This window comes from Ciceribacter sp. L1K23, from assembly GCF_018122705.1.
Classification (GTDB): Bacteria; Pseudomonadota; Alphaproteobacteria; order Rhizobiales; family Rhizobiaceae; genus Allorhizobium.
In genome coordinates this window covers 481,485-506,084 of the sequence record NZ_JAGRRC010000002.1, presented here as the reverse complement: position 1 = coordinate 506,084, position 24,600 = coordinate 481,485, and the positions used below count along the sequence as shown (strand labels likewise).

Annotated in this window: 18 protein-coding genes; 5 read left to right on the top strand and 13 right to left on the bottom strand. The window is 60.6% G+C overall.

Translation table 11 applies throughout. From position 1 onward, the window contains the following. The first annotated feature begins 49 nt into the window (after positions 1-49). Together gltB and J5J10_RS21345 are read left to right on the top strand one after the other, a co-directional pair. The gene (gene gltB, locus J5J10_RS21350; RefSeq protein ID WP_211931654.1) at positions 50-4,765 is read left to right on the top strand and encodes a glutamate synthase large subunit; all 4,716 of its coding nucleotides are present in this window, start codon (positions 50-52) and stop codon (positions 4,763-4,765) included. An 86-nt stretch (positions 4,766-4,851) separates the two neighbouring features. Beyond that, entirely contained in the window at positions 4,852-6,306 is a 1,455-nt protein-coding gene (locus J5J10_RS21345; RefSeq protein ID WP_211931653.1) for a glutamate synthase subunit beta, read from the top strand. A gap of 6 nt (positions 6,307-6,312) precedes the next feature. Here the strand turns inward: J5J10_RS21345 and J5J10_RS21340 are convergent, their stop codons facing one another. After that, complete coding sequence (locus J5J10_RS21340; protein WP_249116979.1) at positions 6,313-7,518, bottom strand: DUF459 domain-containing protein; 1,206 nt, start codon at positions 7,516-7,518, stop codon at positions 6,313-6,315. Between the two features lie 72 nt (positions 7,519-7,590). Beyond that, positions 7,591-8,802: a lytic murein transglycosylase gene (locus J5J10_RS21335; protein WP_208553796.1), complete on the bottom strand. Its 1,212-nt coding sequence runs from the start codon at positions 8,800-8,802 to the stop codon at positions 7,591-7,593. Between the two features lie 198 nt (positions 8,803-9,000). Between J5J10_RS21335 and galU the strand changes: the two genes are divergently transcribed. Continuing rightward, positions 9,001-9,888 carry a UTP--glucose-1-phosphate uridylyltransferase GalU gene (galU, locus tag J5J10_RS21330; RefSeq protein WP_211931652.1) on the top strand — a complete coding sequence of 296 codons (888 nt, stop codon included), beginning with the start codon at positions 9,001-9,003 and terminating at the stop codon, positions 9,886-9,888. A 27-nt stretch (positions 9,889-9,915) separates the two neighbouring features. Here galU and J5J10_RS21325 read toward each other — a convergent pair whose 3' ends face one another. Continuing rightward, positions 9,916-11,307 (bottom strand): outer membrane beta-barrel protein, encoded by a 1,392-nt coding sequence (locus tag J5J10_RS21325; RefSeq protein WP_211931651.1) that lies wholly within the window; start codon positions 11,305-11,307, stop codon positions 9,916-9,918. 237 nt (positions 11,308-11,544) lie between these two features. Here J5J10_RS21325 and J5J10_RS21320 point away from each other — a divergent pair, with 237 nt between their 5' ends. Beyond that, a complete protein-coding gene (locus J5J10_RS21320) occupies positions 11,545-12,540 on the top strand; it encodes a KpsF/GutQ family sugar-phosphate isomerase (protein ID WP_208553799.1) in 996 nt (331 codons plus the stop codon). On the opposite strand, the gene J5J10_RS21315 is transcribed toward J5J10_RS21320, so the two are convergent. The 4 genes from J5J10_RS21315 to J5J10_RS21300 form a co-directional block, all read right to left on the bottom strand. After that, positions 12,537-13,001 carry an NfeD family protein gene (locus tag J5J10_RS21315; protein ID WP_211931650.1) on the bottom strand — a complete coding sequence of 155 codons (465 nt, stop codon included), beginning with the start codon at positions 12,999-13,001 and terminating at the stop codon, positions 12,537-12,539. The genes J5J10_RS21320 and J5J10_RS21315 overlap by 4 nt on opposite strands. A gap of 3 nt (positions 13,002-13,004) precedes the next feature. Further along, complete coding sequence (locus J5J10_RS21310) at positions 13,005-14,018, bottom strand: SPFH domain-containing protein (protein ID WP_211931649.1); 1,014 nt, start codon at positions 14,016-14,018, stop codon at positions 13,005-13,007. 83 nt (positions 14,019-14,101) lie between these two features. Then, positions 14,102-15,136, bottom strand: a complete 1,035-nt coding sequence (gene hemH / locus J5J10_RS21305) for a ferrochelatase (RefSeq protein WP_208553802.1) — start codon at positions 15,134-15,136, stop codon at positions 14,102-14,104. 131 nt (positions 15,137-15,267) lie between these two features. Further along, a complete protein-coding gene (locus J5J10_RS21300) occupies positions 15,268-17,106 on the bottom strand; it encodes a 5'-nucleotidase C-terminal domain-containing protein (protein ID WP_211931648.1) in 1,839 nt (612 codons plus the stop codon). A 363-nt stretch (positions 17,107-17,469) separates the two neighbouring features. Here J5J10_RS21300 and J5J10_RS21295 point away from each other — a divergent pair, with 363 nt between their 5' ends. Beyond that, positions 17,470-19,392 carry a methyl-accepting chemotaxis protein gene (locus tag J5J10_RS21295; protein ID WP_349252100.1) on the top strand — a complete coding sequence of 641 codons (1,923 nt, stop codon included), beginning with the start codon at positions 17,470-17,472 and terminating at the stop codon, positions 19,390-19,392. 61 nt (positions 19,393-19,453) lie between these two features. On the opposite strand, the gene omp10 is transcribed toward J5J10_RS21295, so the two are convergent. From omp10 to J5J10_RS21265, 6 genes are all read right to left on the bottom strand, one after another. Then, positions 19,454-19,819, bottom strand: a complete 366-nt coding sequence (gene omp10, locus J5J10_RS21290) for an outer membrane lipoprotein Omp10 (RefSeq protein WP_208553804.1) — start codon at positions 19,817-19,819, stop codon at positions 19,454-19,456. Between the two features lie 199 nt (positions 19,820-20,018). Continuing rightward, positions 20,019-21,458 carry a homospermidine synthase gene (locus J5J10_RS21285; protein ID WP_211931647.1) on the bottom strand — a complete coding sequence of 480 codons (1,440 nt, stop codon included), beginning with the start codon at positions 21,456-21,458 and terminating at the stop codon, positions 20,019-20,021. Between the two features lie 152 nt (positions 21,459-21,610). Further along, on the bottom strand, positions 21,611-22,498 hold the full coding sequence (locus J5J10_RS21280; RefSeq protein WP_211931646.1) for a DUF3445 domain-containing protein: 888 nt from the start codon (positions 22,496-22,498) through the stop codon (positions 21,611-21,613). Positions 22,499-22,539: 41 nt separating this feature from the next. Beyond that, a complete protein-coding gene (locus J5J10_RS21275; protein ID WP_211931645.1) occupies positions 22,540-22,824 on the bottom strand; it encodes a YciI family protein in 285 nt (94 codons plus the stop codon). Further along, complete coding sequence (locus J5J10_RS21270; protein ID WP_208553808.1) at positions 22,824-23,453, bottom strand: aminotransferase class IV family protein; 630 nt, start codon at positions 23,451-23,453, stop codon at positions 22,824-22,826. Before J5J10_RS21270 ends, J5J10_RS21275 begins: the two co-directional genes overlap by 1 nt. Next, positions 23,438-24,589, bottom strand: a complete 1,152-nt coding sequence (locus J5J10_RS21265; protein WP_211931644.1) for an aminodeoxychorismate synthase component I — start codon at positions 24,587-24,589, stop codon at positions 23,438-23,440. The genes J5J10_RS21270 and J5J10_RS21265 overlap by 16 nt, the downstream gene beginning before the upstream one ends. Positions 24,590-24,600 lie beyond the last annotated feature (11 nt).

Genomic DNA, 24,600 nt, shown 5'->3' with positions numbered 1-24,600 from the left:
TTAACCTAAGGCGGCCGCAGGGGCGCTTGCCAAGGTCTGGAGGGAAGTCATGAGCGATATGGTGCGGTCTGAATTGGTCAGCCATGATGCCGAGAGTGCGTCGCGTTCGGCGATCCGAAACACTGGCGGTCTTCCCGGCAGGCAGGGACTTTATGACCCCCGGAACGAGCACGATGCCTGCGGCGTCGGCTTCATTGCCCATATGAAGGGGCAGAAGTCGCACCAGATCGTCAAGGACGGCCTCTTCATCCTGGAAAACCTAACCCATCGTGGCGCTGTCGGCGCGGACCCTCTGATGGGCGATGGGGCGGGGATCCTCGTGCAGATCCCGGACAGGTTCTTCCGCGAGGAGATGGCGAAGCAGGGCATCACGCTGCCGAAGGCGGGCGAGTATGCCGTCGGGCACTTTTTCTTCCCGCAGGACGAGCAGCAGATCGAGCATTTCAAGAAGGTGATCGCGGAGGTCTGTCTTGCCGAAGGCCAGAACCTGATCGGCTACCGCGATGTGCCGGTCGACAACTCCTCGCTGTCCAAGGCGCCAGAAATCGCGGCCACCGAGCCGCGTCAGATCCAGGTCTTCATCGGTGCCGGGCGTGACGCGGCAACTCAGGAGCAGTTCGAGCGTCGCCTGTTCTTGTTGCGGAAGGTCATTTCCAACCGCATCTACGACCAGTATGGCGGCCAGGAGACCGGCTTTTATCCGGTGTCGCTGTCGTCATCGACGATCGTCTACAAGGGCATGTTCCTCGCCTACCAGGTCGGTGCTTATTACACGGACCTCGCCGATCCGCGCTTCGAGTCGGCTGTCGCGCTCGTTCACCAGCGGTTCTCGACCAACACCTTCCCGTCGTGGAAGCTCGCGCACCCCTATCGCATGGTCGCCCACAACGGCGAAATCAACACGCTGCGCGGCAACGTCAACTGGATGGCGGCCCGCCAGGCCTCCGTGTCCTCGCCGCTCTTCGGCGACGATATCTCCAAGCTCTGGCCGATCTCCTATGAAGGTCAGTCGGATACAGCCTGCTTCGACAACGCCCTCGAGTTCCTTCAGCGCGGTGGCTATTCTCTAGCGCATGCCGTGATGATGCTGATCCCCGAGGCATGGGCGGGCAACACGCTCATGAGCGCCGAGCGCAAGGCCTTCTACGAATACCATGCCGCGATGATGGAGCCGTGGGACGGGCCGGCGGCGGTCTGCTTTACCGATGGCAAGCAGATCGGGGCGACGCTCGACCGCAACGGCCTGCGTCCGGCGCGTTATCTCGTGACCGACGACGACCGCGTGATCCTCGCCTCCGAAGCCGGCACACTGCCGGTGCCGGAAGAGAGGATCATCAAGAAGTGGCGCCTGCAGCCGGGCAAGATGTTGCTGATCGACATGCAGGAAGGTCGCATCATCTCTGATGAGGAGGTGAAGTCCTCGCTCGCCCAGAGCCATCCTTATCGCGAATGGCTGGATCGCACCCAGCTGATCCTTGAAGATCTGAAGCCGGTGGAGCCGCGTGCGCTGCGCCGCGACGTGTCGCTGCTCGATCGCCAGCAGGCCTTCGGCTACACCACCGAAGACACCAAGATCCTGATGTCGCCGATGGCGACGACCGGTCAGGAAGCGATCGGCTCGATGGGTACCGACACGCCGATCTCTGCGATGTCGGTGAAGTCGAAGCTGCTCTACACCTATTTCAAGCAGAACTTCGCCCAGGTCACCAACCCGCCGATCGACCCGATCCGCGAAGAGCTGGTCATGAGCCTCGTGTCCTTCATCGGTCCGCGTCCGAACATTCTCGACCATGAAGGCATGGCCAAGGCCAAGCGCATGGAAGTGCGCCAGCCGATCCTCACGAACGGGGATCTAGAAAAGATCCGCTCGATCGGTCACGTCGAAGACCATTTCGATACGAAGACGCTCGACTTTACCTATGATGTGGAGCGCGGTGCCGAAGGCATGCCAGAGATGCTCGACCGTCTCTGCGAGCGCGCGGAAGCGGCTGTTCGCGGTGGCTATAACATCATCGTGCTGTCAGACCGTCAGATTGGCCCCGACCGCATCGCGATCCCGGCGCTCTTGGCGACCGCTGCCGTCCACCATCACCTAATCCGTAAGGGCCTGCGCACGTCCGTTGGTCTCGTTGTCGAATCCGGCGAACCGCGTGAGGTGCATCACTTCTGCTGTCTCGCGGGCTTCGGCGCTGAGGCGATCAATCCCTATCTCGCCTTCGACACGCTGCTCGACATGCACAAGCATGGCGAGTTCCCGCAGGAAGTATCGGAAGATGAAGTCGTCTACCGCTATATCAAGGCTGTCGGGAAGGGCATTCTGAAGGTTATGTCCAAGATGGGCATTTCGACCTATCAGTCCTATTGCGGCGCTCAGATCTTTGACGCGGTCGGCCTCTCGTCCGCACTGGTCGACAAGTACTTCTTTGGCACGGCGACGACGATCGAGGGCATCGGCCTTGCCGAGATCGCCGAGGAAACCGTGGCGCGTCATCTGTCGGCTTTCGGCAAGGATCCCGTGCTTGCCAGCACGCTCGATGTCGGCGGCGAATATGCCTACCGCATGCGTGGTGAAAACCATGCCTGGAGCCCAGATTCGATCGCCTCGCTGCAGCATGCCGTGCGCGGCAACAGCCAGGACCGCTACCGCGAATTCGCCGAGATGGTGAATGACAGCAATCTGAGGATGAACACCATCCGCGGCCTGTTCAAGATCAAGAAGGCCGAAGATCTGGGCCGTAAGCCCGTCTCGATCGACGAGGTCGAACCGGCGGTCGATATCGTCAAGCGCTTCTCGACCGGTGCCATGTCGTTTGGCTCGATCAGCCGTGAGGCGCATACCACGCTTGCGATTGCCATGAACAAGATCGGCGGCAAGTCGAACACGGGCGAGGGTGGCGAAGAGAGCGACCGTTACAATCCGCTGCCGGATGGTTCTGCCAACCCCGAGCGTTCGGCGATCAAGCAGATCGCATCCGGCCGCTTCGGCGTCACGACCGAATATCTCGTCAATGCCGACGTTTTGCAGATTAAGGTCGCCCAGGGTGCGAAGCCCGGCGAAGGCGGCCAGCTGCCCGGTCACAAGGTCGATGCGACGGTCGCCAAGACCCGTCACTCGACGCCGGGTGTGGGTCTGATCTCGCCGCCGCCGCATCACGACATCTATTCCATCGAAGATCTGGCGCAGCTGATCTACGACCTGAAGAACGTGAACCCGGAAGCCGATGTCTCGGTCAAGCTCGTCTCGGAAGTCGGCGTCGGCACGGTTGCCGCCGGTGTCGCCAAGGCGCGCGCCGACCATATCACCGTCTCCGGCTTCGACGGCGGCACGGGTGCCTCGCCGCTCACCTCGCTGAAGCATGCAGGTAGCCCTTGGGAAATCGGTCTGGCCGAGACGCAGCAGACGCTGGTGCTGAACGGGCTTCGTTCACGCATCGCGCTGCAGGTCGACGGTGGTCTGAAGACCGGCCGTGACGTCATCATCGGCGCGCTGCTCGGTGCGGACGAGTTCGGCTTTGCGACGGCTCCGCTGATCGCGGCCGGCTGCATCATGATGCGCAAGTGCCACCTCAACACCTGCCCGGTTGGCGTTGCCACCCAGGATCCGGTGCTGCGCAAGCGCTTCAAGGGCACGCCCGAGCATGTGATCAACTACTTCTTCTTCGTTGCCGAAGAAGTGCGCGAAATCCTCGCCTCGCTCGGTGTTCGCAAGCTCGATGAGATCATCGGCGCTTCCGAACTGCTCGAAAAGGACGAGATGCTCGCCCACTGGAAGGCCAAGGGCCTCGACTTCTCGAAGATCTTCCACAAGGTGGACGCGCCGAAGGAAGCGACCTACTGGACCGAGCGCCAGAAGCACCCGATCGACGACATTCTCGACCGCAAGCTGATCGAGAAGGCGATGCCGTCGCTTGAAGCCAAGCAGCCTGTGGTCTTCGACGTCGACATCAAGAACGTCGACCGGTCGGCCGGCGCGATGCTGTCAGGCGAAGTCGCCAAGCGTTACGGCCACAAGGGCCTGAAGGATGATACGATCCATGTCACGCTGAACGGCACCGCGGGCCAGTCCTTCGGCGCCTTCCTCGCGCGTGGCATCACCTTCGACCTCGTGGGCGACGGCAACGACTATGTCGGCAAGGGCCTGTCGGGTGGCCGCATTATCGTGCGCCCGCCGGAAAATGCCCACATCGTTGCGGAGAACTCGATTATCGTCGGCAATACCGTGCTTTACGGCGCGATATCCGGCGAGTGCTATTTCCGCGGCGTGGCCGGCGAGCGGTTCGCGGTGCGCAACTCGGGTGCGATCGCCGTCGTCGAGGGTGTGGGTGACCACGGTTGCGAATACATGACGGGCGGCGTCGTCGTCGTGCTCGGCGAGACGGGCCGCAACTTCGCGGCCGGCATGTCGGGCGGTGTCGCTTACGTGCTCGACGAGAGCGGCGATTTCGCCAAGCGCTGCAACATGGCCATGGTCGAACTCGAGCCGGTTCCGGAAGAGGACGACATGCTGGAGAAGCTGCACCATCACGGCGGCGACCTCATGCACAAGGGTCTTGTCGACGTATCGGGCGACATGACCCGCCACGACGAGGAGCGCCTCTATCAGCTGATCTCGAACCATCTGCATTACACGGGCTCGAACCGCGCCAAGCAGATCCTCGACAGCTGGGCCGAGTATCGTCCGAAGTTCCGCAAGGTCATGCCGGTCGAGTATCGCCGTGCGCTTGAGGAGATGGAACGCATGCGCATGGGCGTTGCCGCGGAATAATTGCCACCTCGGCATCCCGGAGCGCCGGGATGCCGTCGCCCACGGCTCGGCCGTGCAGTTGAAGCTCAGATTAGCAGGACTTTAAAATGGGCAAGGTTACAGGTTTCATGGAAATCGACCGGCAGGTGGCGAAGTATCAGCCGGCCTCCGACCGCATCCGCCATTTCCGCGAATTCACCATCCCCATGTCGGATGCTGAGGTCACCAAACAGGCGGCGCGCTGCATGGATTGCGGCATTCCCTATTGCCATGGTCCGACCGGCTGTCCGGTGCATAACCAGATCCCCGACTGGAACGACCTCGTCTATAACAACAAGTGGGAGGAGGCGATCCGCAACCTCCACTCGACGAACAATTTTCCGGAATTCACCGGTCGCGTCTGCCCGGCGCCTTGCGAGGAAGCCTGCACGTTGAACCTCGAAGACATGCCGGTCGCGATCAAGACCGTCGAGCAGGCGATTGCCGACAAGGCCTATGAGCTCGGTTTCATCGTGCCGCAGCCGGCCACCATCCATACCGGCAAGAAGGTCGCGATCATCGGCTCCGGCCCGTCGGGGCTTGCCGCTGCCCAGCAGCTTGGCCGCGCCGGTCACGAGGTGCATGTCTACGAACGCGAATCCAAGCCCGGCGGCCTGCTGCGCTACGGGATTCCGGATTTCAAGATGGAGAAGAACTTCATCGATCGCCGTGTGGAGCAGATGAAGGGCGAAAACGTCACGTTCCACTGCGGTGTCAATGTCGGCGTCGACGTGACCGTCGAGAAGCTGCTGGCGGACTACGATGCCGTCCTTTATTGTGGCGGATCGGAAACGCCCCGCGAAGCAGGCATTCCCGGCGTGGACTTTCATGGCGTACATGACGCTATGCCCTATCTCGTGCAGCAGAACCGCCGCGTTGGACGCGAAAACATCGACAGCACCGGCTGGCCCTCCGATCCCATCCTCGCAGGCGGCAAGCACGTGGTTGTCGTCGGCGGCGGTGACACGGCCTCGGACTGCGTCGGTACCGCCTTCCGGCAGGGAGCAGTCAAGGTTACCCAGCTCGACATTCGCCCCCGTCCCCCCGAGAAGGAGGAGAAGCTTGAGGTGTGGCCCTTCTGGGCGACCAAGATGCGCACCTCATCCTCGCAGGCCGAAGGCGCGGTTCGGGAATTCCAGGTCGGAACGCTCGAATTCGTCGGTGAAGATGGCGTTCTGACGGGCGTGAAGTGCTGCCAGGTGGACGAACGTCGGCGTCCGATCGCCGGAACCGAGTTCATCATCAAGGCCGATCTCGTCTTCATCGCCATCGGCTTCCGCGGCCCGTTTGCCGACAGCGTGCTGAAGGAAATGGATGGCAGGCTGGCCTTGAACACAGACAAGCGTGGCTCGACGAACGTGATTGCGAACGACAAGGACTACCGGACGTCGGTGGACAGGCTCTGGGCTGCCGGAGACGTACGGCGCGGTCAGTCGCTGGTGGTCTGGGCGATCCGCGAGGGCAGGCAGGCGGCTCGGGCCATCGACGAGGCGCTCACCGGTTCGACGGTTCTGCCGCGGTGAAGCGGACTAGGGTTGCGCGGCCGGGGGCGTCGTCCCTGTGCGCAGCACGGTGAAATCATCGATGCGGCCCGATGGTGCGGGCGGCATCGTTCCGTTTTCGACAAGCATGTCCCGCGGCGTCGGGATCGGAGATTTGACAAGCTGATTCCTGTCCAGAAGCTCCAGCCCTCCATCGAGATTGGGGTCGGAGAGGTCGATCGGGGCTGTCCTGACCACATTCTGAATTTCTGACGGCGGCAGGCTTACCAACTCCGGAAGGTTGCTGCCGTCGAGACGCAGTAGGTCCGGGCTCGTCATGTCTCCCAACAGGCGTCGGGCCGACTTTTCGACATAAAACGCCATCTTCCTCTTGCCGGCCTGTGTCATTCCGATGCCATCACTGCCGCGCAATCTCACCTGCTGGCCATTGATGTCGGAGCCCGTCACCACGAAGCGTCCTTCGACGTCCACGAACCCCTCCCAGATGTCGATGAATTCGCCGCCTGCGGCCGTTACCGTCGAGCGATAGAGGCTGTTCAGCGTTATGGCATCAGCCGTAAACTTCGATGAGCGAAACGCGGGCAGTCCAACCCACAGCAGGGGTATGTTGCGATCACTTGCGAGCTTTGCGATCTCGCCGATCCGACGTTCGTACTCCAGCGACCATTGCGGCGACTTGAAATCATAACTGCCTTGTGGCGTGACGATCTGCTGACGGTCGTTCGCGCCCAGCTGTACCATCAGGATTTCCGGCTTTTCCGATTCCAGGAGCGTCGGCAGTTCGGCCGCCCAGTCGTAATAGTCGTCGCGGACAAGTCCGGAAGAGCCCTTGCTGCGCTCCGACACGACAACGCCTGGCGATGTGACGAAGGCTTCCTCCAGTCCGTCGGCCAGCGCGTCGGCGAAGAAATCGCCCACGACGAGAATCTTCCTGGCGTCTTCAAGCTTTGCCGGCGGTGCTTCCTTGGGAGGCGCTGCCATGATGTTGGTGACGCTGCCGCTCGTGGTCTTCTTCTGCGGGCGCGGCACCTTCGTGCGCTGCTTGCGTGGCTGCGGCGGGGGGGCGGGCTGATAGATCACACGCGGCCCGAAAAGCATCTCAAGTAGGTTCCGTCGACGTTCCTGAGCCTCCGCCATGGACGAAGCGAAGGCGACAAAAGCGAACATCGCCAGACAAGCGACGGTGAAAGCCGCCCTGAAGGGGTGTTTTCCCGAGATTTTCCTACGCGCCATGGCCTCTATACTCATCGGCCAATTCGAACATGTGCATTGGCGAATGCATTACCCGCTGTCTGCGGGGTTTTGTCAATTGCGTAAGGCATCCAAAAGGTGACGAGACGGTTCCCCGTCGATCGTCATCCCAAGACGGGACTGTATCGCCGTAATCGCAGCCTTCGATCCGGAACCGAAATTGCCGTCGATGTTGCCGTTGTAGTAACCCAGTTCCTTCATGCGGCTTTGCAGTTCGAATTTTTCCTTAATGTCGAGACTGCCGTGCGGACGGGGCCAGGACTGCGCCATGCCGCCATAGCCGGCGATTTCATCGGCGAGCAGGCCAACGCCGAGGGCGTAGCTGTCCGCTGCGTTGTACTTCTTGAGCACGAAGAAATTTCGGGTCATCAGAAAGCCGGGGCCGTTGGGACCGCCCAGCATCTTCAGTTCGGCGCGATCATTCGGGAAGCGGAAACCCTTGCCGCTCGGACGCTTGAAACCGAGCTTTTCCCACTGGGCAAGAGTCATCGTCTTGCCTTCGTGCTTGGCGCCGCCCTTTGGTACAATGGTCTCGTAGCCCCAGGTCTTTCCGGTCTGCCAGCCGTTTTTTGCAAGGAGATTGGCGGCGGTGGCAAGGGCATCTGGAACTGAATTCCAGATGTCACGGTGGCCGTTGCCATCAGCGTCAATCGCATAGAGCAGATAGCTGGTCGGAATGAACTGAGTATGGCCCATCGCACCGGCCCACGAACCGACCAGGCCGCTGGCTGACACGTCGCCGCTCTGAAGGATCTTGAGCGCGGCGATCAATTGCGTGCGGGCGAATTTCGCACGGCGACTATCCGCATAGGCGAGCGTTGCAAGAGCACGGGGGATGTTGTGCAGCCTGTCTGTTTTCTCCAGCGCCGCACCGTAGTTGGTCTCCATCGACCAGATGGCAAGAAGCACGGTCCGATCGATGCCGAAATGCCGTTCGAGTGCGGCGAGCGTACGGCCGTGTTTAGCCGCCATCTCCTGCCCCACCGATACGGTGTACGGATTAACGCGAGAGTCCAGGTAATCCCAGATGGCGGACTTGAACTCCGGCTGGTAGCGCGCCTTTTCGAGGACTGCCGGATCCGGCTCGGTCACGCCCGCGAACGCCGCTTTGTAGGTCTTCGTCGAAATACCGTTCTTGGAAGCCGTCGCAGAAAATTCGTTGATCCAGCGAACGAAACCCGCATCAGCACGGGCTTCGAGGGGGAGCACGCTGGACACGAGTGCGAATACGACAGCCGGAACCAGTCCTTTGCGGGAGAGTTTCATGGCGTGATCCTTATGCTCGCATTCCAGTAAGCACCGCCTTGGCGGTGCCATCTTCACCCAGTTTAGAGCGAGTAGGTCAACAAATTCTTTACCATCCGACCTTCGCCCGCGATTGTCTTTTGCATAAACGCAATGATTATACGCTACAGCCGCGGTGCGGTGCACAAAACTTCTATAATGTCCCTCCAGGAGGTAATTTTGGCAGAGAAAAAGAAAATTCGCAAAGCGGTATTTCCTGTTGCCGGCCTCGGCACCCGTTTCCTGCCGGCCACCAAAGCCGTGCCGAAGGAGATGCTGACCGTCGTCGACAAGCCCGTTATCCAATACGTGGTGGATGAGGCTGTGGAAGCCGGCATCGAGCATTTCGTGTTCATCACCGGACGTGGAAAGGCGGTGATCGAGGACTATTTCGACATCCAGTTCGAGCTTGAGCAGACGCTGAAGTCGCGCAACAAAAACGCCGAACTGACTTTGCTGAACGACCTGCTGCCAAAGGCCGGAACGGCGAGCTTCACACGTCAGCAGGAGCCTCTCGGACTTGGACACGCGGTTTGGTGTGCAAGGGATATCGTCGGCCACGAGCCGTTTGCCCTCCTTCTGCCTGACATGATCATGTACTCCGAGAAGGGTTGCCTGCGGGGCATGGTCGAACTCTACGAGAAAGCCGGCGGCAACGTCATTGCGGTCGAAGAGTGCGCACCTGAGCTTGCGCATAAATACGGGATTGTCGGTGTGGGCGAGGAGCTGGAGGGCGGTTTCCGGATCACCGAAATGGTCGAAAAGCCTGCGAAGGGAACGGCTCCGTCCAACTATTTCATCAATGGCCGATATATTCTGCAGCCAGAAATCTTTTCCATCCTGGAAACGCAGGAGCGTGGTGCCGGAAACGAGATCCAGTTAACGGACGGCATGTTGAAACTCGCAAAGCAGCAGGCATTTGCGGGTTACCGCTTCGAAGGGCGGACCTTCGACTGCGGCGCCAAGGATGGGTTCATTCTGGCGAACGCATTTTTCGCGGTGCAGCGCGACGATATCAGGCCTCTGGTCGTCGATCCTCTCAAGGAGCTGCTATCCGCTTTGAGGTAAGTTTCTGCTTAAAGAACATGATCTGCGTTATCGCTTCGCGGTGACGCCGATCGTCGCCCGAATGGTTTCGTCGTCGAGGGCATTATCTCGCTGCGTGTATTCGTAGCCGACGCCAGCGCTCACGGCGAGATAACGGTTTATCTCGTAGCTCAGCGAAGCATCGGCGCCATAGGTCGTCGAGTCTGCATTGTCGAGGTCTGGATAGCGTGTCCAGTCGGTAGAACCGGTCAGGCTTGCGACCAGTCGTTCGCGAAGCTGCTGCGTCACGTTTAGCCGACCTCCGTAGACGACGGAACCGCTGGTGCCTGCGGAACTCGAGGGGTCGAACGAGGTCGAAAGGTCAAGATTGACGTCCGTTCCATAGCGCGGCGACCAGGAAAGGTTGCCGGACAGGGCCAGTGCCTTTAGGTCGTCGAGACGATTGTCGTCAAAATTCTCCATCGCGTAACCGACCCCGATTTCGCCTCGAAGCTTGTCCTCGAAGTCGGCCGCGATACCCACTTTTCCGGTATATATGTCGGAGGATCGCCGGTATCCCGACGGGTCAACCTTCTCATCGTATTGCAGACGTCCAGCGGAGGCCTCGATGAAGGGGATGAGGGCGGGCGAAACTTCATAGCCCAGGCGTGCCGTCACCGTTCCAAGATTGCGATCCCGGAAGGATTGCGACAGCGAGCCGCCGCCGGCGAGCTCGGCATCTGTATGAATCCACCGACTGCCACCGATGCCGACACGTCCCCTCAGCCGCCCGAAATCCCGTTCAATGGATGCACCTGCGTCCAGGCGGTGGATTCCGTATTGGGTCGTTGCGCCGGCGATCGCCTCGTCCGCATCCGGATCTTCGCGACTGAAGTCGTAGCCGGCAGTCAAGCGGGCGGTGGTTTGTTCGGACAAATCGAGCCGCAACTCTCCGTCGATGGCGCTGCCGGAGCCCTCGTCTCCGTCACCCGAAAGAACGTTTTCCCAGGTCCCTTGAGTGTTTACCGTCAATTGATGCCGGGACCAGTCCGATGTCAGCGTGCCTTTGAGCTGGGTGTCCGAATAGAGCGTTGACTCCGATTTGTTGCCCGACTTGATGGTCTCGTGACGAAGACTTTGCGTTAGCGACGGCCGCAAGATCATTGTGCCGAGCCGCACGCCGCTTGAATCCGTAGCTGCGTTGCGCGCGCTGCCTTCCCGGTCAACGGGCGCTTGCGGCAGGTTTTCGCGGCCATCGACCTGGGTCTCGTCCAGGCGAAGGTCGGTGTCGGAGGGTATCGCCGCCGTCGGCATGGCCGATGTGGTGGCGTCCGAAGGCGGTGCGCCATAGGGGTCGACGGGTGCCGTTGTGCCTTGTTCTGGAACTTGCGGCCAGACGGAGGTCTCCTGGGCCGCGGCCTCGCCGATAAACACGCTGGATGCGATGAGTGTGGCGGCCACGGCGTTATGCCGCGGGCGTAACCGGGGAGTGACCCATCCACTGCGGACACACGGCATCATAATCAGCTTGCTCTGCGAAAGTCGAAATTGCTTACCCAAACGTAAAGCCTCGTGGTTAACGTTTGGTTGCCGGCTGCTGCCGTTTGTGATCGCGCGAAGGATGCGCCCTGACATCTTACGTTGTACAAAGGTCGGGGGTGCGTGGACAAGGTTCCGCAAACGAGTTATGGAAGCCGCATGATCAAGAGAGCTGTACAACTTGTTGAAACGAGCGCGGTTGAATCCGCGCTGAGAACAATATCAACCGAGCGTGCGGGGCTTGGCGCCCTCGAGGCGGCTCTTGCAGGACCGCTGACGAGCGCTTTCTGCAACGCGGTGAAGATAATCGGCAGTATTTCCGGTCGTGTGATCGTGACCGGGGTTGGCAAAAGCGGGCATATCGGTGCCAAGATCGCTGCGACGTTCGCTTCAACCGGAACGCCGGCTTTCTTCGTTCATCCGGCCGAAGCAAATCACGGCGATCTTGGAATGATCGCGCGGGATGACGTCATCCTTGCGATGTCCTGGAGTGGTGAAAGTGCAGAACTGCACGGCATCATCTCGTTCTCTCGGCGGTTCTCGATCCCCTTGATCGCTATGACCTCGGGTGAGACGTCGACACTCGGGCGTGAGGCGGATATCGTTCTGACACTTCCGAAGGAGCAGGAGGCTTGTCCGCACGGGCTTGCTCCGACCACCTCGACGATGCTTCAACTGGCTATGGGTGACGCGCTCGCGGTGGCTTTGCTCGAAGCTCGTGGCTTTACGGCGCTCGATTTCCGCACATTCCATCCGGGTGGCAAGCTGGGTGCGATGCTCGCGCATGTGGGCGATCTGATGCACACCGGGGACGCCGTGCCGCTGGTTCCCACCGGCACCCTTTTGCCCGAGGCGATCATGATGCTGGCCCAAAAGCGCTTCGGCTGCGTCGGCGTCGTCGATGAGGAAGGCAGGCTGTGCGGCATCGTCACCGATGGCGATATCGCGCGAGGGCTGTCACGCAATCTTGCCGACATGAGCGTCGAGCAGTTCATGATTGCGGCTCCCAAGACGGTAAAGCCGGATACGCTGGCAACGAGCGCCATGGCGCTTCTAAACCAGCACAACATTTCCGCGCTCTTTGTCGTGGATGAGAATCGCGTACCTGCCGGTATCGTCCACTTCCACGATCTTTTGCGGATCGGCGTCGCCTAATCCGGCTGTCGCTCGACCCGCAATTCGCGTCCGCGACTTTCGATGATCCTGACGCGTGACCCGGCCGGCATGTCGGGTCCCATGACCGACCAATAGGTGTCGTCAAGCCGGACCCGTCCTCGACCGTCTGTGATGGGTTCGTGCAGGGTAGCGGTGCGTCCGACCAGACTTGCCGTGCGCTGGTTCAGCAAGGGTTCGTCCGAAGCCTGCTCGTTTCGGGAGAAGTAACGACGCCCGACGAGCGCTGCCGTTAACGCCAGCAGCGCGAAGACCACCAATTGCAGTTGCCAGACCCAGCCTGCGGACTCCCAGAGGATGAGCGAGAGTATGCCGGTCAACAACGCTGCGATCCCGATCCAGACGAGAAATACGCCTGGAAGAGCGAGCTCAGCGCCCAAGAGTATCAACGCCAGAATCCACCAGCTCCATGGCCCCAGCTCGCCAATCAGGCGGTCGAGCATGGCTCAGCCCTCCTCTTTGGGAGCGAAGGGATTGACCGGTGGTGTGGTTCGCGTTGTGCCTGCCACGTTCGTTCTCGGGGGAGGATTTCGGCTGTCGTCCTTCCCGAACACCTCGCGTGCAATTGCGCCGATCCCGCCCAGCGAGCCAATGAGGCTGGACGCTTCCATCGGCATCAATACAATCTTGGCATTGTTGGCCGTACCGATTTGCGCCAGCGCCTCGGTGTATTTCTGTGCCACGAAATAATTGATGGCGTTGACGTCTCCGGCGGCGATCGCTTCGGAGACGTACCGTGTGGCTTTGGCTTCCGCCTCCGCCAAACGCTCCCGGGCTTCGGCTTCACGATAGGCAGCCTCGCGCTGGCCCTCGGCTTCGAGGATAGCGGACTGCTTGGCACCCTCGGCCCTGAGGATCTGCGCGTTGCGGAAGCCTTCCGCCTCCAGGACCTGGGCCCGCTTTTCTCGCTCGGCCTTCATCTGTCGCGCCATGGCGTCGACGAGGTCCTTCGGTGGCTGGATGTCCTTGATCTCGACGCGGGTCACCTTGATGCCCCATGGACCGACAGCCTCATCAACGACACGAAGAAGCCGGTCGTTTATCGCTTCGCGGTTTGACAAAAGTTCGTCGAGATCCATGGACCCCATCACCGAGCGAATATTGGTCATCGTCAGGTTGAGGATGGCATTTTCCAGATTGGCGACCTGATAGGCGGCCTGGGCGGCATTCAGGATTTGATAGAAGGCAACGGCGTCAGCCGAGACGCTGGCATTGTCCTTCGTAATGACCTCCTGCGTCGGTACGTCCAGTACCTGCTCCATCACGTTGAGCTTGGAGCCGATGCGTTCGATGAAGGGTACGATGAGGTTGAGGCCCGGCTCGAGCGTTCGCGTGTAGCGGCCGAAGCGTTCCACAGTGTAGCGGTAGCCCTGCGGGACGGTTTTGATCCCGGCGAACAGGACCAGGATCACGAGCAGCACGAGGCCGATCACGACGATGTCGAAGCCTGCAATATCCATCGGATGTCTCTCCCTCTGCCCCTTAGCTTTCCCCATCGGATGTCACGGATGTGGTGATCACGTTCCCAGCTGGCAAGCGTGTATTAAACCCAGCCCTGCAGTTCCCGTCGAACCACGTGTTCCAGCACCCGCATCCCCTCATCGCTATCGTTGAGGCAGGGAATATGCGTGAACTTCTCGCCACCGTTATGCAGGAAGTCCTCACCGGCTTCGCCCGCGATTTCCTCCAGCGTCTCAAGGCAGTCGGATACGAAGCCTGGATTGATGATGGCAATCCGTTTGACGCCTTCCTGGGCGAGCTTTTCGACGGTCTTGTCCGTATAGGGCTGAAGCCATTCCTCGGGACCGAAGCGGGACTGGAAGGTCACCATCAAACGGTCCTTCTCCCATCCCAGCGCGTCGCGAAGAAGCCGCGTCGTCTTGTAGCACTGGCAGTGATAGGGATCGCCCTTCATGAAATAGGATTTCGGGATGCCATGATAGGAGGTCAGAACCAGTTCCGGCTCCCAGTCGAGAGTGGCGAGATGATTGCGGATCGAATTCGCCAGCGCCTCGATGTAGACGGGATCGTCGCTGTATTGCGGAACGGTGCGTAGTGCCGGCTGCCAGCGCATCTTGAGGAGGGCCTTGAACGCCTCGTCGTTGACAGTGGCCGTCGTCGCGGCGGCATAATGAGGGTAGAGGGGGAAGACGAGGATTTTCTCGCACCCGTCCTTCTGCAACTCGTCCATCTTCGAGCGGATCGACGGCTGACCATACCGCATCGCCCAATCCACCCTCACATTGGGCAGATCGGTGAAGGAGGCCGCCATCTTCTCTGCCTGGTTGCGGGTGTAGGTCCGCAGGTAGCTTTCGTCGAGCTCCTTGTTCCAGATTTCCTCGTAGGCTTTGCCGACCTTCTGAGGTCGCTTGTTCAGTACGATGCCGTAGAGGATCGGATACCAGTAGAGCGGCGACCACTCGATCACACGACGGTCGGTCAGGAACTCTTCCAGATAGCGCCGCATCGAGCGGTAGTCGGTTCCGTCCGGGGTGCCGAGGTTGACGAGCAGCACGCCGACCTTGCCGAAGCGTACGGGAGGATGGTCGGCGGGCAGGTGGGATCTGTCTGGTGACATATGTGATTTCCAAAAAATGGGTTGGGGGCGGTCGTTCCGTTACGCCCACACGTCGAAAAGAGATCACTCTATGTAACGCAAAATCCGGCCCGGGAAAGCCCGAGCCGGATTTGCACGTGCGGCAAACGGTCTTATTTCGCGGGAAGCGAAAGTTCCTTGCCAATGCTGAGGACGTCGGGGTTCCGTAGCGCGTTCGCCTCGGAAATCTTCGACCACATCATGCCATCGCCGTAGACGTCCCTGGCGATGTTCCAGAGGTTGTCGCCCCTTACCACGGTGTGGGTTTGCGGCTGGGTCGCTGTCGCGGCTGTGTCTGCGGTCTCGGTGGCTGCCGCAGGCGCAGCGGCTTCGTCAGGCGCTGATGAGGCCACCTCGCTTACGCGGCCGTCGGTGTACGGCTTGTAGGGAGAGTTGGCAGCGATGTAGTCGGCAACAACGATTTCGAGGCCTGGGCCGAAGTCATAGGCATTGGTGCCTCCGGTGGCGAAGACCTTGTAGCCGTCGCCGCCGCCGCGCATGTAGTTGTTGGTCGCGACACCGTAGACCTTGTCGGGGTCGATGGCGACGAATCCATCACCGTCCTTGACCTCGACTGAGACGACGCGGCTGCCGGCCGGCTTCGACTTGTCGAATGTGTATTTGAGACCGGAGACCTGCGGGAAGCGGCCGGCGCCCTCCTCGATCTGGCTCAGGCCGTTTTCCAGCGCCGCGACGACGTCCGAGCCCTTGAGCTGGAAGGTCGCGAGCGTGTTCTGGAACGGCAGGACGGTCAGAACCTCGCCCATTGTCACCGTGCCAGCATCGATCGAAGCGCGCAGGCCGCCGCCATTCTGGATGGCAATCGTGACGCCCTGATCCTTGACGCGATCAACCATGGCGTCGGCAACGAGATTGCCCATCGTGCACTCGGCCGCACGGCAGACGTCGCGCGAGCCGTCGATCACGTCCGCGGTCTCGCCGATTTCCTTCTTCTTCAAATCCTCGATCGGCCCGCCGAGTTCGGCGACCTTCGCGGCAAAGGCCTCATCCGGAGCCACCGAGGCATCGAGTAGTTTCGGCTCTCCGGTCGCGGTCTTCACGTTTCCGTCGTCATCGAAAACCACCGTCAGGTCGCCGAGATATTTCGAATAGGCATAGGAGGTGACGATCGGCACGTTCTTGCCAGCCGGGTTCTTTACCATAGTGGGGTAGGGCCCGGCAGCCTTCTCGTCGGTGTTCGACAAAAGCGTATGGCTGTGGCCGCCGACAATCACGTCGATACCTTCTACCGCCGCGGCAATCTCTTTGTCGCGCGGATAGCCGACATGCGAAAGCAGCACGATCTTGTCGACGCCCTGCTGCTCGATCTCCTTCACGGCATCCTTCAGATAGCTGATTTCGTCGGCGAAGAGCACGTCGTCGCCGGGAGACGAGGTTTCGTCGGTGTCTGTTGCCAGTACCGAGACTACCGCAACCTTCTCGGGGCCGAATTCCTTGATGATATAGGGCTTGAACTTGTCGGCGATCGGCGTGTTGAGGCCAGCCAGCGTGTTGCCTGATATCATCGGGAATTGAAGTGCCGCGATGAACTTCGCGAGCTCCTCGGGACCGTCGTCGAACTCGTGATTGCCGATCGCCATTGCATCGAAGCCGATGCCGTTCATGAACTCGGCAATCGGGCCGCTCTTGTAGGTGGTGTAGAACAGGGACCCCTGGAACTGGTCGCCGGCGTCGAGCGTCAGCACGTTCTTGCCCGAGAGTTCGCCGCGGCGCGCCTCGATAGCCGTCTTCATCCGGGCGATCCCGCCGAAGCACTCGTTCTGGCCGGCTTCCTCTTCGGAGCAGGTCGAATCGTACTTGTTGATCGCCTCGATGCGCGAATGGAAATCATTGATGTGGAGGATATTGAGCTCGAAATCGGCAAGCGCGGCGCCGGCCGAAAGGGCAAGCACAGAGGCGCTGAGCAGGCCAAATCTGAGGGTCTTCAACATCACTTTGTCTCCTTTGCTGGATGGCGGATAACAGCTGTCTGAACGCGGCTGCAGCATCCTGATCAGCGACATGTTTCCATCCGCTTGGAGCAACTGCAAGAGAATATTGCGGGTGCGATCCCAAAGCACCTCGTAGCGCAACGACGATTTGTGAAGTGGAGCACGCGAGACAAGATATTCGTTAGCAAATGCTTAAGTTCCGATGGCTAAATCTTGGACCAAGCGAATCTGTAATCCGCCCATGCCGAATGGCGATGTTGCGGCCAAAGACATGACGTCCCGTGAACAGAGCTTCGCATCTGCGAGACCGCAAGATCAGCGGTCTTGCCGAAGACGCAAAACCTGAATTGCCGGAGAGCAACCGTGACAGTCATTGCCAATATGAAAACACTGACCAAGCTGATGTCAGCGTTTCTCGTCATTATCGTCGTCAGCATCGTCGTAAACGTCACGAGCCTGATATCGTCCGGCACGCAGAGAGATGCTGCCTTCTGGACCGATCACACCCACAAGGTGCTTGCGACCGTCGAATCGATGATCATGGGAATGGTCAATCAGGAAACCGGGGTTCGCGGCTATCTCCTGGCGGGAGACAAGGGCTTCCTCGAGCCGGTTACTTCCGGCGAGCAACAGTTCAAAAAGGCGTTCGATGAGGGCCGCGCCCTGACCTCCGACAATGCCGTACAGCAGAAGCGCTTTGCCGATCTTGGGGCGCTCGTCGCAAAATGGGAACAGGATATCAGGAACGAAGAACTGCGTCTGATGGAAGACCCGGCGACCGTAGAACAGGCCCGCGCGATGGAGATCAGCGGTGCGGGCAAGACGTATATGGATGCGATTCGCAAGCTCGCGGGTGAAATCAGCGCCGAGGAAGCCGGTCTGCTTTCGGTCCGTGACAAAATGGCGAGCGATGCCGCTGATCTGACACGCTTGACGATCATCATTGGCCTTGTCGCGATGCTGGCGATTACGTGTATATCGCTCGTCTTGCTCAACCAGTCCCTTATTCGACCGATCCGCGCGATCACCGAGTCCATGGGTCGTCTCGCCGGCGGCGATACCCAGTCGGAAATCCCCTATGCCGGTCGCAAGGACGAGGTTGGCGACATGGCTGGTGCCATCGAGGTGTTCCGCCAGAATGCACTTACCACCAAGCGGCTCGAAGATGAGGCCAATGCAAACCGCTCGCAGTCCGAGAAGGCGCGGGCCGCCGAGGAAGAGCGCGCTGCCCGGGAAGCTCAAAACCTGCGTTTCGCGACGACGACCCTTGGTGAAAACCTCAAGCGTCTCGCGGATGGCGACCTGACCTGTACCATTCAAACCAACTTTGCCAGCGAATACGAATCACTGCGTACTGACTTCAACACCACCGTCAGCCGACTGAGCGAGATCATGGGTGCCGTTATGTCGGCCGTGCACAACATGGACAGCGGGACACGCGAAATCTCGGAAGGAGCTTCCGACCTGTCGCGTCGTACCGAACAGCAGGCTGCATCGCTGGAGGAAACGGCGGCCGCGGTCGATGAAATCACGACCAACGTTACCAATTCCAGCAAGATCACAGAGGAAGCGCGCGGAGTCGCACAGGCTGCGACACGCAGTGCCGATCAGTCGGTCGAGGTTGTCTCGTCCGCCGAGCAGGCCATGCGAAAGATTGAGGAAAGCTCGCAGCAGATTTCCAATATCATTGGTGTGATCGATGAGATCGCCTTCCAGACGAACCTCCTGGCTCTCAACGCCGGTGTCGAGGCAGCCCGCGCCGGCGAGGCCGGAAAGGGGTTCGCTGTCGTCGCTCAGGAAGTTCGCGAACTGGCCCAGCGGTCCGCTCAGGCTGCAAAGGAGATCAAGGCGCTGATCCAGAACTCCAATGCCGATGTCGACAGTGGGGTAAAACTGGTCAGGGACACTGGCGAAGCTCTGAAGACGATCGGCGACTACATTACAAAGATCAACAGCTTCATGGAGTCGATCGCAACGTCGTCGCGTGAACAGTCTGTCGGATTGTCTGAGGTGAATGTTGCCGTCAACCAGATGGACCAGACCACACAGCAGAACGCCGCCATGGTCGAGCAATCGACCGCAGCTGCTGCTTCACTGGCACAGGAAGCGGGCCGTCTCGGAATGCTGGTTTCCAAGTTCAAGGTGGATGGATTGGGAGCCGCTGCGCCCTCCGTATCGGCGCGTCAGTCAACCGCGTCTGCTCGTCCGGCGCCCGCAAGGGGCGTGAGCCGTCCAGCAAGCTCTGGAAATCTCGCGCTTAAGACAGAGGAATGGAGCGAGTTCTGACCGGCTGTACTTGTGCCTGATACGAGAAGGGCGCCTCACGGGCGCCCTTTTTTGTTCTCACTCAGATTTGACGCGCCAACGAGAATTGCGCGCCGCTGTCGGAGGTGCAGTTCAGCTGGTTTGGCGTGACCAGCGCGCAGTTGACCTTCGACTGAGTGTTTCTCACCAGAGAAGTCATGTTGATCTCGACCAGCTTGTCGGACAGCGAGACATAGGTTCCGGATGCGAGAAGCTGATTGGTATCCGTCGTGCGAGTGGAGAACTGGCCGCCCTGGAAGCTGGAGACGATACCGTTCGGATCCACCCAGGCGCCATCGACAGTCGGCGTCTGCTGGATTGGCGGAAGAGGGCGGCGCGGACCTGACGAGGTGCAACCGGCCAAAACGAGCGCAACGGCACAGGCAGCAAGAGCAGTCTTTTTATTCATCGAATTGGCCTCCAGCACGAGCTGTCGCGGCTCCGCCGCGCGGTAGTGCCTGAAACATGGCGTGAAGAGGTGGTGAAAGCAAGGCGCGAGCCCGCAGTAAAACGAGTTATCCCACGTTAGCCGGTCGATTGTCGGCTACGGGCACGCCGCGGCGTGTCGATGGCCCGCCAAGCCGCGGGCCATCGTTGATTGTTGCGACTCAGCGGACGAGGATGTTCCGGAACTGCCAGGGATCCTTCTCGTCCAGGTCCTCCGGGAAGAGGCCCGGGCGGCCGTCGAGCGGGGTCCAGTCGGTGTAGTGGCCTTCCACCGGACCGAGATAGGGCGACTGCACTTCGAGGCAGCGCTTGTAGTCCATCTCGTCGGCTTCGACGATGCCGGCCTTCGGATTTTCCAATGCCCAGACCATACCGGCGAGAACGGCGGAGGTTACCTGCAGGCCCGTCGCGTTCTGGTAGGGGGCAATGCGGCGGGTTTCCTCGAGCGACAGACGCGAGCCGTACCAGTAGGCGTTCTTGTCGTGGCCGTAGAGCAGGACGCCGAGTTCGTCGATGCCGTCGACCAGTTCGTCCTCGTTCAGGACGTGGAGAACAGGCTGCTGGTTGCCGCCGTTGCCGAACATTTCGTGCAAGGAGAGAACAGCGTCATTGGCCGGATGATAGGCGTAGTGGCAGGTCGGGCGATAGACGACTTCGCCATCCTTCTCGACGGTGAAGTAGTCCGCGATCGAGATCGACTCGTTGTGGGTGACGAGGAAGCCGTATTGCGGACCCGGCGTCGGGCACCAGGTGCGGACGCGGGTGTTGGCGCCCGGCTGCTCCAGATAGATTGCGGCCTTGCAGCCCTTCTTGTGCTTCTTGGCGTTCTTCGGCATCCAGTTTTCGTGCGTGCCCCAGCCGAGTTCGGCCGGCTGCAGGCCTTCCGAAATGAAGCCTTCGACCGACCAGGTGTTCCAGAAGACGTTGAGCGGCTTCGGGTTCTTGGTGCGCTGGGTGTCGCGCTCGGCGATGTGCACGCCCTTGACGCCGACCTTCTTCATCAGCTTGGCCCAGCCTTCGCGATCGTTCTGGTCAGGCTCTTCGAACTTGATGCCGATCTCGTTGGCGAGATTGACGAGGCCCTGCTTGACGAACCACGACACCATGCCCGGATTGGCGCCGCAGGTGGAGACCGCGGTGGTGCCGCCGGGGTTCTTCGCCTTTTCCTGGCGCACTGTTTCGCGGAGCGCGTAGTTGGTGCGCTCAGAGTTCTTCATGTTCTTGTCGAAGTAGAAGCCGAGCCAGGGCTCGACAACGGTGTCGATGTAGAGCACGTCGAGCTTGCGGCACAGCTTCATCAGATCGAGCGATCCGGTGTCGACAGAGAGGTTGACGCAGAAGCCCTGGCCTTCGCCTTCCGTCAGCAGCGGTTTCAGGAGTTTCTTGTAGTTGTCCTTGGTGACATGCGCCTGGATGTGCTTGATGCCGTGCTTGGCCAGCAGCTCGGCCTCGTCGTTGCGCGGGTCGATGACGACCATGCGGCTCTTGTCGAACTTGAAGTGGCGCTCGATCAGGGGAAGGGTGCCGCGGCCGATCGAACCGAAGCCGATCATCACGATCGGGCCGGTGATCTCGCCATAAACCGGGTAGCTAGTGCTCATTTCAGTCTCCTTGGAGATGCCGCGGTAGCGTTCGGCGCCAAACATTGCCCCTTTTCGGCCGATGCGGATCGACCTTCCGGCTCGGCTCTAATCACAGTTTTCTGACATAATAAAGAGAGCAGCATTTTATGGTGGCAACCGGTTGATGCTTTTTAGCTCGAAAACGACCTCAACGCCGTCACAAGATCGGCCCGGCGCTCCGCCAGCCCCTTGTAAGCGACCTGTTCGGCGGTCAACCCTTCGAGCTGATCGGCAAGCGCATTTGCGAGCGCCTGGCCGTTCTCGGATGTCGCGAAGGCCTTTACCGGGTCGAGGTAGATGCGGATCGTGAAGACGATATCGCCGGTCGCCGGCAGTCTGCGGAGAGTCTGTCGTTCGACCCGCACGAAGGCGCCGGAGACGTCGATACCCGTGGCCGCCGGATCGGCGGCGGGTCGAACACTGACCGGGTGATAGAGCGCATAACGCCAGTTGATCGACCAGTTGAAACGCTTCGCAGGCAGGTCCGGCTGGAGATTGTCGAAAACGCGGTTGACGATCGTGGCATTGCGCGTCCCGGCCTGAAAGCCGGGGACGTGGGCGTGCACTTTGTCCATCGGCTGCATGAATTTTTCCGCCAGCGACCACGACGAGGGGAAGGCGAGGTGAGCGGCCACGATGGTCCAACCGTCCGGCTTGCGGCGAAGGATGACGAGATCGTCCTGAATGAGCGATCCAGCGCGAAACAGCGGTGGTCTTGCCTGATCCTCTATATCGACGACGTGTCCGGCCACCGAGAGACGGCCGCCCGATCGCGAATAGAGACCGGAGTGTTTTTGCAGCAGGTGGCCCAAGAGGAGATCGAGGCATTCCTGTTGCGAGTCGATGCTTTCCCCGGCCGCACGAAAGATGTCGTCGTACCGCTCATCGGCAAGGCGTTGTTTCTCGCCCAGATAGCGCGCCAGATCGTCGTCCGGTTCGATCCAGCGATCGGGATTGAGCGGAGATAAGCCGATGGAGAAGGGCTTGGACGAACCGTCATAGGGGGTGTAGGCGGACATGCGGTTTCCGGTGCGCCGATTGTGGTGCCGACACTCTTCCGTCAGTCATTCAGCATTTCAAGCCCCTCGACCACTGTCGTCAGCGCGATTTCGGTGATTGTGTATTCCGCGATACCGTGTTCGACGAAGGGATCGCTGGCGACCACGGCTTCGATCGCTGCCCGGTCGCCCTTCGCGAGGATCACGCCGCCGGTCCTCGGCACTTTGCGGCCCGACGCCAGGAACATGCCGAGGTCGTAACCGCGTTTCACCCAGTCCATATGCGGCGCCATGACGGCATCGGCGGTCTCGATCGGCTTCACATAGGTCAGCGACAGGATGAACATCAGGCATTTTCCTCGATCAGTTCGGCGCGGATCAGGCCGCGCAGGGAGTTGCCGACGAACAAGGGGCGTCCGATGAGGTCGGCTGGCTTCAAAGTCTCGCTCTTCGCCTTGCGCTCGCGGATCAGGTCGGCCCTGAGCACGCCCGGCAAGAGGCCGCTCGCGAGCGGGGGCGTGAGAAGGACGCCGTCGAAACCTTCCACGAAGACATTGGTGATCGTGCCTTCGCAGACTTCACCGCGCTCATTGAGCATCAGCACCTCGTCGGCCTCCTCGGTCGAAAACTCGGCGCGTGCCGCCTCATAGGGTTCGCGACGGGATGTTTTGTGGCGGAACAGGGAGTCCTCGGAGTTCAGCCGCGTCTTCGCGATGCGGACACGCCAGACCGTTTCTTCCGGCTGGGGTTCGAACGCCGTGCAGGTGACTTCCACCTTGCCGCGGAAGCTGGAGACGAGACGGACACGAAGGGGTTTTTCGCCCGTCGCCTTTTCCTTGAGTTTTCCCTCCACGTCCTGTGGCTGCCGGAAACCGAGTGCATCCGCCGAGCGGGACAGGCGGCGAAGGTGCTGATCCAGTCGCATGAAGCCCGTCCCCGGCTCCCATCGCATGGTTTCGATCAGCGAGAAATCCATTGGTCCCCTACCGCGAATCGCGCCTTCAGAAGGCATTCCTCGTATTCGGCCTCCGCTTTCGAATCGAAGACGATGCCGCCGCCGACATTGAAGACCGCGCGGCCGTCTTTGAAAAGTGCGAGAGTTCGTATGGCCACCGAAAAACGCATCGGCCCCGCCGGGTCGCAATAGCCGATCGCGCCGCAGTAGATGTCCCGGGGGCCGGTCTCCAGAGCGTGAAGGATCGTCATGGCGCTCAACTTTGGCGCGCCGGTGATCGAGCCGCATGGGAAAAGGGCCTCGAATATCTCCCGAAGGCCCGCTTCCGGCAGCAGCCTGGCCCGCACGTGACTGACCATCTGGTGCACCGTCGGATAGGTCTCGACGTCGAAGAGTTTCGGCACCTCCAGCGTCCCGACCTCGCTGATGCGCGAGATATCGTTACGGAGCAGGTCGACGATCATCCTGTTTTCGGCCTGCGATTTCTCGTCCGCCTTCATCGCAGCGATAATGGCTGCGTCGTCAGCGGGCGACGCTCCGCGCGGGGCGGTTCCCTTCATCGGGTGGGTCTCGATCCATCGATTTCCGTCTACCTTGAAAAAGAGTTCCGGCGAACGGGAGACGATGGCCGGGCCGCCCATCTCGACGAGCGTGCCGTATCGCACAGGCTGGCGCTCGATCAGCGACCAGAAGACATCGGCCGGGGTGCCCTCCCAGCGAACCTCGACGGGCATGGTGAGATTTGCCTGGTAGCAGTCTCCCTCCCTGATGTGGCGATGCAGCCGGTCAAAGCGTGTGCGGTAATCGTCCTGCGACCATTTAGCGACCGGCTCGCTGATCGCGGGCGCGTTGCGTCCCGTCTGCGTCGGCATGACGGTGACGGTATCCGGCGCTGAGAAGACGCCGAACAGAAGGAGAGGAGTCTCGCGTCCCGACGGTGCCAGTGGTGCGAGCTTCGGCTCGAAAGCGAAGCCCGCCTCATAGGATGCATAACCGGCGAGCCAGTGGCCCTCTTTGCGCATCTCCTCAAGCCGTTGCAGGGCGGGACGAACCTCCTCAACGGTCCTTGCTACGACAATTTCGGAGGGCTCCGAGAACAGCAGGGACTGGTTCTCGGGATCGTTCCTGAACAGTATGTAGGGTGGTTCTCGGGTCATTGGCCGTCTGC